Source organism: Pantoea sp. IMH (assembly GCF_000599885.1).
Taxonomy (GTDB): Bacteria; Pseudomonadota; Gammaproteobacteria; order Enterobacterales; family Enterobacteriaceae; genus Erwinia.
In genome coordinates this window covers 142,610-154,671 of the sequence record NZ_JFGT01000007.1, presented here as the reverse complement: position 1 = coordinate 154,671, position 12,062 = coordinate 142,610, and the positions used below count along the sequence as shown (strand labels likewise).

The following is a 12,062-nucleotide window of genomic DNA, read 5'->3' as shown; positions in this document are numbered from 1 at the left end:
GGCCGCATATCTCGTTTTCTCAATGGTTGAAAAATGACAAAGACAGAATTTTATTCCGATCTGAACCGCGATCTGGGCGCGCTTATTGCCGGTGAAACCAGTTTTCTTGCTGTGATGGGTAACTGTAGTGCGCTGCTCTATGAGCGTCTTGAGGGCGTCAACTGGGCGGGTTTTTATCTGTTAACCGAAGCCGATACCCTGGTCCTGGGGCCGTTTCAGGGTAAGATCGCCTGCGTGCGGATCCCCGTCGGTAAAGGCGTTTGCGGTACTGCCGTCGCGGAAAAGCGCGTCCAGCGTATTGAAGACGTGCATGCGTTTCCTGGCCATATCGCCTGCGACGCCGCCAGCAATGCTGAAATCGTGCTGCCGCTGGTGGTTAACGGTGAAACCATTGGCGTGCTGGATATCGACAGCGTGGAATATAACCGTTTCGACCATGAAGACGAACAGGGCCTGAAAATCCTGACTGACGGGTTGTGTGACGTCCTCGCCGGAACCGATGTGGAAAAATTTATTCACATGAAACGCAGCTAAAGCGCTGGATAACGTAGCAATTGCCGATGGGGTCATTATAATGACGCCTGTTCATGCCCGCGCTGGTTGGCAAACCCGTTGTAATCAGGAAATTTCATGGAAAATCAACCTAAGTTGAATAGCAGCAAAGAAGTTATCGCCTTTCTGGCCGAGCGCTTTCCTCAATGTTTCAGTGCCGAAGGCGAAGCAAAGCCGCTAAAGATCGGCATCTTTCAGGATTTAGTCGATCGTGTACAGGGAGAAATGAATCTGAGTAAAACTCAGCTTCGTTCCGCGTTACGTCTTTACACGTCGAGCTGGCGTTATTTATATGGTATTAAAGCGGGCGCAACCCGTGTTGACCTCGATGGCAACGCCTGTGGCGTGCTTGACGAGCAGCATGTGGAGCATGCCCGTAAGCAGCTGGAAGAGGCTAAGGCGCGCGTTCAGGCGCAGCGCGAGCAGCAGCAGGCGAAAAAACGTGAAGCGGGCACCGAGGCTGCGCCACGTCGTCCCCGCAAGCCGGTGCGTAAGCCTTCTGCCGAAGGCGAGCAGCCACGTAAAGCGCAGAGTAAGCCTGCGGCTGACCGCGCGCCTTTGGCAGAACGTCAGCCACCGCGCAGCAAACCCGTCACCGACACGGCAGCCTTGCAGATCGGCCAGCAGATCAAAGTCACCGCGGGTAAAAGTGCGATGGATGCCACCATTCTTGAAATTACCAAAGATGGCGTCCGGGTACAGCTCACCTCCGGCATGGCAATGATAGTACGCGCAGAACACTTGCAGTTCTGATACGGAGGCCAATCAGGGCATGAACAACTTTCTAAAAACCACCGTATTCGCTGGACTGCTGCTTGCCGGGAACGTTTTCGCTGCCGATACCATCACGCGCGCCGATCAGATCCCTCAACTTCATCAGGAACCCCAGCATGCGACGGTCAGTGAGCGCGTGACTTCACGCTTCACCCGTTCGCACTATCGCCAGTTCGAGCTCGATAAGAGTTTCTCGGCGAAAATTTTCGATCGCTACCTCAATCTGCTGGACTACAGCCATAACGTACTGCTTGCCTCCGATATTCAGCAGTATGCGGCGAAGAAAACCACCCTGGGGAACGAATTAAAAACGGGCCAGCTGGACGTTTTTTACGATTTATATAATCTGGCGCAGAAACGCCGCTTCGAGCGCTATCACTACGCGCTCTCCGTGCTGAATAAGCCGATGGATTTTAGCGGCCACGATACGATTGATATCGACCGCGGCAAGGCTCCCTGGCCCGTGAACAGCGCCGAGCTGGATCAGCTCTGGGATGCCAAAGTCAAATATGACGAACTGAGCCTCAAGCTCACCGGCAAAGATGAAAAAGAGATCCGCGAGGTTCTCACCAAGCGTTATCAGTTTGCTATCCGCCGCCTGGCGCAGAGCAACAGCGAAGATGTTTTCCAGCTGGCGATGACTGCCTTTGCCCGTGAAATCGACCCGCATACCAGCTATCTTTCTCCCCGCAATACCGACCAGTTCAATACGGAAATGAGCCTTTCGCTGGAAGGGATTGGCGCGGTACTGCAGATGGATGAAGATTATACGGTCATCAATTCCATGGTCGCCGGCGGCCCGGCAGCGAAAAGCAAAGCGATTACCGTAGGCGATCGCATCGTTGGCGTCGGGCAGCCAGGCAAGCCGATGGTGGATGTGATCGGCTGGCGTCTTGACGATGTTGTCGCCCTGATTAAAGGGCCAAAGGGAAGCAAAGTTCGTCTGGAGATGCTGCCAGCCGGTAAGGGGACCAAAACCCGCATCATTACCCTGACACGTGAAAAAATTCGCCTGGAAGATCGGGCGGTGAAAATGACCGTGCATGACGTGGGTAAAGAGAAAGTGGGCGTACTGGACATTCCCGGCTTCTATGTTGGCCTGACCGATGACGTTAAGGCGCAGCTGCAGAAACTGCAAAAGCAGAACGTTAACAGCATCGTAATCGATCTGCGGACCAACGGCGGCGGTGCGCTGACCGAGGCCGTGTCGCTTTCCGGCCTGTTTATTCCCGCTGGACCTATCGTACAGGTGCGGGATAATAACGGTAAAATCCGTGAAGATAGCGATACTGACGGTACGGTGTTCTATAAAGGTCCGCTGGTGGTGCTGGTCGATCGCTTCAGCGCATCGGCATCCGAAATCTTTGCGGCGGCTATGCAGGATTATGGGCGTGCGCTGATCGTCGGTGAACCTACCTTTGGAAAGGGTACCGTGCAGCAGTATCGTTCTCTGAACCGCATTTACGATCAGATGCTTCGTCCTGAATGGCCAGCGTTAGGTTCCATTACCTATACCATTCAGAAATTCTACCGCATCAACGGTGGCAGTACGCAGCGTAAAGGCGTCACGCCAGATCTGCTGATGCCTACTGGCGTTGAGGCGGTCGAAACCGGCGAGAAGTTTGAAGATAACGCGCTGCCCTGGGACAGCATCAATGCGGCGAGCTACACCAAAACCGGCGATCTGAGCCCGCTGGAGCCGCAGCTGGTGAAAAACCATCAGGCGCGTATCGCCAAAGATCGCGAGTTTCAGTACATTCTGAAAGATATCGCCCGCTTCAATGCGCTGAAAGAGAAGCGCAATATGATTTCGCTTAACTACGCCGAGCGTGAGAAAGAAAATCAGGAAGAAGATGCGATGCGGCTGGAGCGCATTAATGCGCGACTGAAGCAGGAAGGCAAAAAGCCACTGGCAAAACTTGATGATTTGCCAAAGGATTATAAAGAGCCCGATCCTTATCTTGATGAAACGGTCAACATTGCCAACGACCTGGCGGCGCTGGAAAAAGCGAACCCGGCAGCGGCAGGGCAGTAAACCGGAAGCACGGTGAAAACCGTGCTTCACAACGTTGCCCGTAACACAAACACAGCGCAAGCTGTGTTTTTTTTTGCTCTGTTACAGCGCGAATCGCCGCTTTTTTTGTCACGCTCCGCCTTGTTCTTAACCGCAGTTTTACTTTGTTAAAATTAAGTGTAAAGTTATGTCTTTTTAAGCACTTAAACATTAAGAGAGCTTGAATTGTTTTCGTCAGCCCATAGGATAGTTATCCGTTACAGGCACATTTGCTTACTGAGGAAGATAAAAATTTATGATGCGTATTGCGCTTTTCCTGTTAACCAACCTTGGAGTGATGTTGGTATTCGGGCTGATCCTCAGCCTGACAGGGATCCAGTCAAGCAGCGTTCAGGGCCTGATGATCATGGCAGGCCTGTTTGGCTTTGGCGGTGCGTTTGTTTCACTGCTGATGTCGAAATGGATGGCGCTGCGTTCCGTCGGCGGTGAAGTGATTGAACAACCCCGCACTGAAACCGAACGCTGGCTGGTGCAGACTATTGCCCGTCAGGCGCAGCAGGCGGGGATCGCGATGCCGCAGGTTGCCGTCTATCACGCCCCGGACATCAACGCGTTTGCGACCGGCGCGCGCCGCGACGCCTCTCTGGTGGCGGTATCCACAGGCCTGTTGCAGAATATGAGCCGCGATGAAGCGGAAGCGGTGCTGGCGCACGAAATCAGCCATATTGCCAACGGTGACATGGTCACGATGACGCTGATTCAGGGGGTCGTTAACACCTTTGTTATCTTCGTTTCGCGCATTATCGCCCAGATCGCCTCCGGCTTTTTGTCCGGTAACCGTGAAGAAGGCGAAAGCAACGGTAATCCGATGGTTTACTTTGCCGTGTCGATGGTGCTGGAGCTGGTATTCGGCATCCTTGCCAGCATGATTACCATGTGGTTCTCGCGCCACCGTGAATTTCATGCTGACGCCGGTTCTGCAAAACTGGTTGGTCGTGAAAAAATGATCGCCGCGCTTCAGCGTCTGAAGACCAGCTACGAGCCGCAGGAAGCCAGTACCATGTTGGCCTTCTGCATTAACGGCAAGTCAAAATCGATCAGCGAGCTGTTTATGTCGCATCCTCCGCTGGATAAACGTATTGAGGCGCTGCGCAGCGGCCAGTACCTGAATTAAGTTTCCAGCCCTGTAAAAAACCGGCCTTATGGTCGGTTTTTTTATATCTGAACAGGGTCACCGGGTACGAGGCTGCGTCAGGCGAAGAGCACTGACGATGGCTGCGAGAGTGGCGAAGCCGCCCGCCAGCAGCAGAGAAGCATGGGTGCCTTGTCCATCAAACAGATTAAACATCAGCGCGACCAGCGCAGCACCCATGGTCTGTCCGAGAAGACGGGCGGTGCCAAGCATGCCGCTGGCTCCTCCGCTGCGGTGACGGGGCGCTGAAGAGATAATGGCGTGATTGTTGGGGGACTGGAACAGCCCGAAACCCGCCCCGCACAGCGCCATTCGCCAGATAATATCGGCATTGCCGGGCGATGTGGGCAGCAGCGCCAGCGAAAAGAGCCCGGCGGCAAAGAGAGCCATCCCGGCCGCGCCCGGCAGGCCTGGATTACCGCGCTCTGCCAGCCTGCCGGCAACCGGAGAAATGAGCATGGTCGCCAGCGGCCAGGGGGTTAGCAGCAGGCCCGTGGCCACTTCACCGCGCAACAGGACGGTTTGCAGAAAAAAGGGCAGCGAGACCATCGCCAGCATCTGGGCGCAGAAGGAACAGATGGAAGTGCCTATCGAGAGAGAGAATAACGGAATACGGAAAAGATCGACCGGGAGCAGCGGAAAAGGCAGGCGAAGCTGACGCCGGATAAACAGAAAGCCCACCACCAGCAGGGCGACAACCTCGGTGAGGATAAGCTTGCCACTGTGTCCTTGTGCAAAGCCACTTATGGCTGAGATCAGCAGGCCAAAGGTTAATGCATTCATTAGAGCGCTGACGACGTCGAAACGCTGACCTTCGGCTTTCTGCTGATTATCCGGCAGGAAACGAAAGGCGAGGCAGAGCGCCGCCAGACCGATGGGGATATTAATCAGGAACAGCCAGTGCCAGCTCGCCACGGCGAGAATAGCCGCAGCAATCGTTGGTCCGGCGGCGATCGAGACCGCCACAATCAGCGAATTGATCCCCATTCCCCTTCCGAGAAAACGCTGCGGATAAATTATTCTTATCAGGGCGGTATTAACGCTCATCAGCGCCGCGCCACCGAATCCCTGCAGGACGCGCGCGAAGGTGAGCATCTCAAGCGACGTAGCAAGCGCACAAAACACCGAGGTGCCGGTAAACAGTATCAACCCCCACTGATAAATGCGGCGGTATCCCAGGATATCGCCCAGGAACGAAAGCGATAGCAGCGACATGATAATCGCCAGCTGATACGCATTGACGATCCAGATGGATTCCGCCGGGCTGGCGTTGAGATCGCGGGCAATCGTCGGTAATGCGACATTGGCAATGGCACCGTCAAGGACGGCCACCGTAATGCCAAGCGCGATAGCAAGGATCGCACCGTAGCGCTGGGGGACGGGCAAGCCGTCAGCATGGGTTGATTGCGGCATAGGTCTTTCTGAATCAGGGAAGAGAATCTTAGTATGCTAATGATTTTTCCCCCGCATGCCCACTGAAGAGGCTAAAAATATCACCGCCATGTTCACAATTATGCGACGCCCGGCGTTGCGCCTTTACTGACGCCAAACGTATACTAGAAATCACGTTCCATTTTTTATAAAACACATAAAGGATCCCTCATGGCTAGCGGTGATATGGATAAACAACCGGATGCGGTCTCTTCGGTAATGAAAGTCTTTGGGATTTTACAGGCGCTGGGGGAGGAGAGGGAGCACGGCATCACCGAACTTTCACAACGGGTGATGATGTCCAAAAGTACCGTGTACCGTTTCCTGCAAACGATGAAGTCCCTTGGATACGTCTCTCAGGAGGGCGATTCAGAGAAATACTCCCTGACCCTGAAGCTGTTTGAACTGGGCGCTAAAGCGCTGCAAAACGTCGATCTGATCCGCAGCGCGGACATTCAGATGCGCGAACTCTCACGACACACTAAAGAAACTATCCATCTGGGTGCGCTGGAAGAAGACAGCATTGTCTATATCCATAAAATCGACTCTCTGTATAACCTGCGCATGTATTCCCGCATCGGCCGCCGCAACCCGTTACACAGTACGGCAATTGGCAAAGTGCTGCTGGCCTGGCGCGATTCGGAAGAGGTAAAAGAGATTCTGGCGGACGTTATCTTCACCCGCAGTACTTCGCGTACCGTAGGCAGTGCAGAGGAGTTAATCCCGGTTCTGGAGCGGGTCCGGGCACAGGGTTATGGTGAGGATAATGAAGAGCAGGAAGAGGGGTTACGCTGCATTGCCGTTCCGGTTTTTGACCGTTTTGGCGTGGTGATTGCGGGCCTGAGCATTTCCTTCCCGACCATTCGTTTTTCGGAAGATGAGAAAAGCCACTACGTGGCGATGCTGCATCAGGCTGCAAGAAAACTCTCTGAACAGATGGGTTACCACGACTATCCATTCTGAATTGCGGGGCCAGAGACGCTGGCCCCGGCGCTTAGTTATCCACCACCTCGGTACTTTTTCTGAGTAGCGGACAGTCGGTTACGCCCACAATGCCGCTATCTGAATGGAGGTATTGTGCCGCAACCACGCCGCGGGCGGTCAGGTAGTGGCACTGTAAACCCAGTCCCGCCACGTTACTGGCACTGCTGGTCAGTACGCCATAGCCGGTCACCAGCAGCGCAATCCAGATCACCACAAAAAGCATCACAAGTCGGACTAAAAAACGCATTTCCTCTCCTTTACAACAATGTCAGCTGTCAGGCATCCTCGCCTCGCTGTGAGAGCATAGCTTACCAGCTGACAACCATTTTCTGCAGCATAACGCGTCAGGGCATGTGGCACTCTGTGAAGGTTCCTAAAATCTTTCATGCTGACTGTCAATTTTATGGCGACAGGGTAAAATCTCTCCCCTGACTGCACCGCACCGCGACTGCAGGAAAAAGAGAGGCATTTCTGAGGCAACTATGACAATAACAAATGATACGATGGGGCTGGCGTCAATGGGATTTACGGCGCTGCTGGTCATCATCAGCCTGATTGCCTGGTTCTTCGTTAACAGGGCCAGCGTCAGAGCCAGCCAGCAGGTACGCTTACTTGAGCTGTTGCTGGAGGAGCAGAAGCGTCAGAACGCCATGCTCAACCGGCTTACCGATAAGGTGGTCGGGAAAGAGACAACAACCTCCACAGAAGAAACAAGTGGTCAGGACTTTATTCGTCTGATCCCTGAACGTTAAGCTTCCGGGAAAAGAATTTATGGCATGGCGGAATCCCTGGTACGATCCGGATAAACCTCATCATACGCCTGCCGGCTTTCGTAATCCGGAAGAGGAGCTGAGGGCACGTGGCGATCTGAAACGCTGGCGCAAGGAGCGTAAGGCTGCCGGGCTGCCTTTTCCCCCTGCGCAGGGATATGCGCATTTCACCCGCGAATGGTGGCAAGAGGCCGATCTCGCCGGGAGCGATGACGCTGTCTGGTGGCTTGGTCACGCCTCGCTGCTGCTCAGAACAGCAGGGCAGTACAGCTTAATCGATCCTGTTTTATCTGCCCGGGTTTCCCCGGTGAGTTTTCTCGGGCCTGAGAGAAAAACGCCGCCGCCGCTGGCGCTGAGTCAGCTCGCTTCGCTCTCCTGCGTACTGATTTCACACAGCCATTATGATCATCTTGACCGGCCCACCATCAAAAAAATCCTGCGCCGTTTCCCTGACGTTCTCTTTGTCGTGCCGCTGGGGCTGGCGCCCTGGTTTCGCAACGTTGGGGCCAGGAACGTTGTTCAGCTGGACTGGTGGGAAACAACGCAGGCCGCCGGGCTGAATATCCACGCCGTTCCTGCACGTCACTGGAGTATGCGCACGCCTTTCGATCGTAACCGTTCACTCTGGTGCGGCTGGGTGATCAAAACGGACAAGCTGAGCTTCTGGTTTACCGGTGACAGCGGTTATTCGGACAATTTGCTTGAGATACCTCGCCGTCTCGGCCCCTTTAACCTGGCGGCCTTGCCGGTGGGCGCATATGCGCCAGAATGGTTTATGCGCGGACAGCATATGAACCCGGCCGCGGCGGTCTCCCTGCACAAATTTCTGGGTGAGCCCATTTCCATTCCCGTGCACTGGGGCGTCTTTGAACTTGCCGATGAATCGCTGGATGAACCCCCGAGAATTTTGATGGAAACGATGCGAGCGGCCGGCATGGATGAAAGGCGATTTTGCGCCTGGCGAATTGGCGAGAAAAGATCGCTGAATAATCTAGACCAGGATAAATCCTAAAAGGCTTAATTCAAACGCGGTGCATTTCACAGGTCATCATGAATAATACAAATAATCGTTGGCCAGGGCCGGAAATTAATTCAGCGCCATTTTTGCCTTTTAAAGGGGCAGGCAGAATACAGTTTCCTGATTTTGGTGCAATTTAAAATTCTATATTGTACCTGAGCTTTTTTTTTGTACAGTTTTCTCCCGCCTGCCTCGCACGATGCGTACGCATTTAAAAGATCTTACCGGCTGCCGTCATGCCATATTTATGCAATACATCTGCCGGATAATTTCTGCTGGTCTTATTAGTGAATAGACAGAAACACCCCGGCGGGGTAAGCTTGTGCTATTGTTTTTATGGGGCAAACTGGCAGGCGATAAGAGGCACTGACGCGTGTTACGCTCATAGCCGAAGAGACAGAGAGATTCAGTCTGTACCTTATCCGATTCAATTCTGTGCGACGTCTCAATTGCTGTTTAAAAATGACTTGCCATTAATTAACGGATATGTGATAACGCTTTTAGATAAAACGAGGTACAGCTCTGTTTATGTATGGCATCTTCAGTAACGAAGTTTCGAGTTAAGACGTAGACGTTGAATACCGCTTCTTTGCCGAGCCTCCATTCATGCCTCATGCAGTAATGTCTCTGGTTTTTTTGTACGTCAAGCCTCCGGGCGAATAAACTCTCTAAGGAATTTGCAAAATGGCAAAGATTAAAGGTCAGGTTAAGTGGTTCAACGAGTCTAAAGGTTTTGGTTTCATCACCCCAGCAGACGGCAGCAAAGATGTATTCGTACATTTCTCTGCAATCCAGGGTAATGGTTTCAAAACGCTGGCCGAAGGCCAGAACGTTGAGTTCGAAATTCAGGATGGCCAGAAAGGCCCTGCTGCTGTGAACGTAACCGCCATCTAATTTTCGATCTGAGCCTGTTCTTGCCCGTGTGGCGAGCCATCAGGCAAGCATCAGAATACTAAAGCCCTGCCGGAAACGGCGGGGCTTTTTCATGGTCCGGGAAAAGGGTGCCGCTGCGGGGCGGTTTCCGGTAAACTCCCGCCGTGATCATTTCCCGGAGAGTTGTTATGTCGTACCAGTGCCCCCTTTGCCATTCCCCTCTGCATCAGGAGGCGTCGCTGTGGCGATGCAGCAACAGACATCAGTTTGATCGGGCAAAAGAAGGCTATGTCAATTTACTGCCGGTGCAGCATAAGCGCTCACGCCAGCCGGGTGACAGTGCGGATATGATGCAGGCGCGCCGCGAATTTCTCGACGCCGGGCACTATCAGCCTTTACAGCAGCGGGTTAGCGAGATCTTCAACCGTATTCTGCCAGAAAGACCGGTCAGCGTACTGGATATCGGCTGCGGAGAGGGATATTACACCCACGCCGTAGCGGCGCAGCTACAGGCGCGAGGCGAGGCCTGCGTATACGGACTGGATGTCTCTAAGGTCGCGGTACGTTATGGTGCGCGCCGTTATCACAATGTGGAGTTCTGCGTCGCTTCCAGTCACCGCCTGCCGTTTCCGGATGCGCATTTCGATGCTGTGCTGCGCATTTATGCGCCCTGCAAAGCGGCAGAGCTTGTCAGGGTAGTGAAAGAGCAGGGCTATGTGCTGACCGTTACGCCTGGCCCTCGTCATCTGATCCAGTTTAAAGCGCTGATTTATCAGGATGTGAAACTTCATGATGAGACGCCGGAGCAGATGGAGGGTTTTGAGATGATAGAGCAGCACGCCCTGAATTATCCGATGCAGCTCAATGCGGAAGAGTCGGCGGCGCTGTTACAGATGACGCCTTTCGCCTGGCGGGCGCGTCCCGAAGTCTGGGGCGTACTGGCGACGACTCCCCGGTTTGACTGCGAAACGGACTTCACGCTGCGTCTCTGGCAGCGCAGGACGGCAGGACAGGCTACTGCTGCGCAACCATAAAATGGTAGATGCTCTCAAGATCGTCCAGTTTACTGACGTGGATATAGAGCTTGCGCTTTTCCAGCTCAATCACCAGAACGCCATCTTCTGACAGGTTCATCGCGTTGATGCGATCGTAATCAATAAAGATATTGGCGTAGAAAAAGCCCTGTGCCTTGAACAGTAATTTTGGCTGGCGTATCCAGAACAGGTAAACAGAGCAGAAGGCCAGCGCCATCAGCAGTGTGGTGGTGAGCCGGGTGCCGTTGGCCGCGATGTTCTGATAGAGCAGGATGGCCACCAGCCCGACGAAAATCAGGCTGTCGAGTTTATTGCGGCGCTTCAGCAACACTTTCAGACGCGTCTCTCCCCTTAGCCGGTCCATAATCAGCTCATCGTAGACGGCATAAAGTAAAAACAGGGCGATAAACAGCACGATGACGTAATCGGTTAAAGACATCTCTTTTCCTCTGAAAGAACAGCCGGAAGCCGCCCCGGACGGGCCTCTTCCGGCTGGTCTCTGAAACGCCGGGGTTGCCCCCGGCGACAGGTTTACAGGCCCAGCAGGCCGATAGCGTAGCCAACGATACCGATGATGAAAAAGCCCATAATGATCCAGAGCGCATTCACCTTACGACGCAGCAACCACATGCAGCCGAAGGTCAGCAGCAGTGGGATCAGGCCTGGCATCAGCTGATCTAAAATCGTCTGTACCGTGGTGACCGTCGTCTGGCCATTCTGATCGGTAATGCGCGAGACAACCAGCGGCACATTCACATGCGTCCACTTGTTGACCAGCGCACCCATCACAAAGAGGCCGAGAATTGACGCTCCTTCCGTCAGTTTTTGCAGGAAGCCACCGCCCATATCGCCCACGATATCGACCCCTTTACGGTAGCCATAAGCCACACCGTAATAGCGTACCAGCAGGCGAACCAGATTAAAGAGCACAAAGAAGAGGATCGGCCCAAGCAGGCTGCCGGTCATGGCGATGCCCGCACCCAGTGCGGCAAATACCGGACGAACGGTTCCCCAGAAAATAGGGTCACCGACGCCTGCCAGCGGGCCCATCAGGCCGACTTTAATGCCGTTGATGGCCGCATCATCAATAGGCGCACCGTTAGCGCGCTGTTCTTCCATCGCCATGGTCACGCCGAGTACCGGCGCTGCTACATAAGGGTGAGTGTTAAAGAATTCCAGATGACGTTTAATCGCCTGCTTACGTTCGTCATTATTTTCGGGATAGAGGCGCCGGATTACCGGCACCATGGAGTAGCAGAAGCCCAGCGCCTGCATACGTTCAAAGTTCCATGAACCCTGGAACAGATTCGAGCGCAAAAATACGCCGCGCACGTCACCCGCCGTCAGCTTCTTCTGCGTTGTAGCCGCTGTAGCCGCTGTAGCCGCTGTAGCAGTGGTAGTCGTAGTGGTATCAACCATT

At 53.9% G+C, this 12,062-nt stretch carries 13 protein-coding genes; 9 read left to right on the top strand and 4 right to left on the bottom strand.

Going from position 1 to position 12,062, the window contains the following annotated elements; translation table 11 throughout:
• Positions 1 to 33: 33 nt before the first annotated feature.
• The 4 genes from EA20_RS0118750 (at position 34) to htpX (ending at position 4,514) form a co-directional block, all read left to right on the top strand.
• A complete protein-coding gene (locus EA20_RS0118750; RefSeq protein WP_024968294.1) occupies positions 34 to 534 on the top strand; it encodes a GAF domain-containing protein in 501 nt (166 codons plus the stop codon).
• A gap of 96 nt (positions 535 to 630) precedes the next feature.
• The gene (gene proQ / locus EA20_RS0118745; RefSeq protein WP_024968293.1) at positions 631 to 1,305 is read left to right on the top strand and encodes an RNA chaperone ProQ; all 675 of its coding nucleotides are present in this window, start codon (positions 631 to 633) and stop codon (positions 1,303 to 1,305) included.
• Positions 1,306 to 1,324: 19 nt separating this feature from the next.
• A complete protein-coding gene (gene prc / locus EA20_RS0118740; protein ID WP_024968292.1) occupies positions 1,325 to 3,361 on the top strand; it encodes a carboxy terminal-processing peptidase in 2,037 nt (678 codons plus the stop codon).
• A 274-nt stretch (positions 3,362 to 3,635) separates the two neighbouring features.
• On the top strand, positions 3,636 to 4,514 hold the full coding sequence (gene htpX / locus EA20_RS0118735; protein WP_024968291.1) for a protease HtpX: 879 nt from the start codon (positions 3,636 to 3,638) through the stop codon (positions 4,512 to 4,514).
• 57 nt (positions 4,515 to 4,571) lie between these two features.
• Here the strand turns inward: htpX and EA20_RS0118730 are convergent, their stop codons facing one another.
• A complete protein-coding gene (locus tag EA20_RS0118730; RefSeq protein ID WP_024968290.1) occupies positions 4,572 to 5,945 on the bottom strand; it encodes an MFS transporter in 1,374 nt (457 codons plus the stop codon).
• A gap of 189 nt (positions 5,946 to 6,134) precedes the next feature.
• Between EA20_RS0118730 and kdgR the strand changes: the two genes are divergently transcribed.
• Positions 6,135 to 6,926, top strand: a complete 792-nt coding sequence (gene kdgR, locus EA20_RS0118725; RefSeq protein ID WP_024968289.1) for a DNA-binding transcriptional regulator KdgR — start codon at positions 6,135 to 6,137, stop codon at positions 6,924 to 6,926.
• A 31-nt stretch (positions 6,927 to 6,957) separates the two neighbouring features.
• Here kdgR and EA20_RS0118720 read toward each other — a convergent pair whose 3' ends face one another.
• Entirely contained in the window at positions 6,958 to 7,194 is a 237-nt protein-coding gene (locus tag EA20_RS0118720; protein ID WP_024968288.1) for a YobH family protein, read from the bottom strand.
• Between the two features lie 235 nt (positions 7,195 to 7,429).
• Between EA20_RS0118720 and EA20_RS0118715 the strand changes: the two genes are divergently transcribed.
• The 4 genes from EA20_RS0118715 (at position 7,430) to rlmA (ending at position 10,642) form a co-directional block, all read left to right on the top strand.
• Positions 7,430 to 7,699: a YebO family protein gene (locus EA20_RS0118715; RefSeq protein ID WP_024968287.1), complete on the top strand. Its 270-nt coding sequence runs from the start codon at positions 7,430 to 7,432 to the stop codon at positions 7,697 to 7,699.
• Between the two features lie 19 nt (positions 7,700 to 7,718).
• A complete protein-coding gene (locus EA20_RS0118710) occupies positions 7,719 to 8,729 on the top strand; it encodes an MBL fold metallo-hydrolase (RefSeq protein WP_024968286.1) in 1,011 nt (336 codons plus the stop codon).
• Between the two features lie 690 nt (positions 8,730 to 9,419).
• A complete protein-coding gene (cspE, locus tag EA20_RS0118705) occupies positions 9,420 to 9,629 on the top strand; it encodes a transcription antiterminator/RNA stability regulator CspE (protein WP_001062678.1) in 210 nt (69 codons plus the stop codon).
• A gap of 167 nt (positions 9,630 to 9,796) precedes the next feature.
• A complete protein-coding gene (gene rlmA / locus EA20_RS0118700; protein WP_024968285.1) occupies positions 9,797 to 10,642 on the top strand; it encodes a 23S rRNA (guanine(745)-N(1))-methyltransferase in 846 nt (281 codons plus the stop codon).
• On the opposite strand, the gene EA20_RS0118695 is transcribed toward rlmA, so the two are convergent.
• Together EA20_RS0118695 and EA20_RS0118690 are read right to left on the bottom strand one after the other, a co-directional pair.
• Positions 10,623 to 11,081 (bottom strand): DUF986 family protein, encoded by a 459-nt coding sequence (locus EA20_RS0118695; protein ID WP_024968284.1) that lies wholly within the window; start codon positions 11,079 to 11,081, stop codon positions 10,623 to 10,625. The genes rlmA and EA20_RS0118695 overlap by 20 nt on opposite strands.
• 92 nt (positions 11,082 to 11,173) lie before the next feature.
• A complete protein-coding gene (locus EA20_RS0118690; protein WP_024968283.1) occupies positions 11,174 to 12,061 on the bottom strand; it encodes a PTS mannose transporter subunit IID in 888 nt (295 codons plus the stop codon).
• Between the last annotated feature and the right edge of the window lies 1 nt (position 12,062).

Bases quoted from the DNA above. Each gene is read 5' to 3' on its own strand.
- EA20_RS0118720 (WP_024968288.1), bottom strand. From the start codon at position 7,194: ATGCGTTTTTTAGTCCGACTTGTGATGCTTTTTGTGGTGATCTGGATT.
- EA20_RS0118690 (WP_024968283.1), bottom strand. From the start codon at position 12,061: ATGGTTGATACCACTACGACTACCACTGCTACAGCGGCTACAGCGGCT.
- EA20_RS0118730 (WP_024968290.1), bottom strand. From the start codon at position 5,945: ATGCCGCAATCAACCCATGCTGACGGCTTGCCCGTCCCCCAGCGCTAC.
- kdgR (WP_024968289.1), top strand. From the start codon at position 6,135: ATGGCTAGCGGTGATATGGATAAACAACCGGATGCGGTCTCTTCGGTA.
- cspE (WP_001062678.1), top strand. From the start codon at position 9,420: ATGGCAAAGATTAAAGGTCAGGTTAAGTGGTTCAACGAGTCTAAAGGT.
- EA20_RS0118695 (WP_024968284.1), bottom strand. From the start codon at position 11,081: ATGTCTTTAACCGATTACGTCATCGTGCTGTTTATCGCCCTGTTTTTA.
- prc (WP_024968292.1), top strand. From the start codon at position 1,325: ATGAACAACTTTCTAAAAACCACCGTATTCGCTGGACTGCTGCTTGCC.
- proQ (WP_024968293.1), top strand. From the start codon at position 631: ATGGAAAATCAACCTAAGTTGAATAGCAGCAAAGAAGTTATCGCCTTT.
- EA20_RS0118715 (WP_024968287.1), top strand. From the start codon at position 7,430: ATGACAATAACAAATGATACGATGGGGCTGGCGTCAATGGGATTTACG.
- EA20_RS0118750 (WP_024968294.1), top strand. From the start codon at position 34: ATGACAAAGACAGAATTTTATTCCGATCTGAACCGCGATCTGGGCGCG.
- htpX (WP_024968291.1), top strand. From the start codon at position 3,636: ATGATGCGTATTGCGCTTTTCCTGTTAACCAACCTTGGAGTGATGTTG.
- EA20_RS0118710 (WP_024968286.1), top strand. From the start codon at position 7,719: ATGGCATGGCGGAATCCCTGGTACGATCCGGATAAACCTCATCATACG.
- rlmA (WP_024968285.1), top strand. From the start codon at position 9,797: ATGTCGTACCAGTGCCCCCTTTGCCATTCCCCTCTGCATCAGGAGGCG.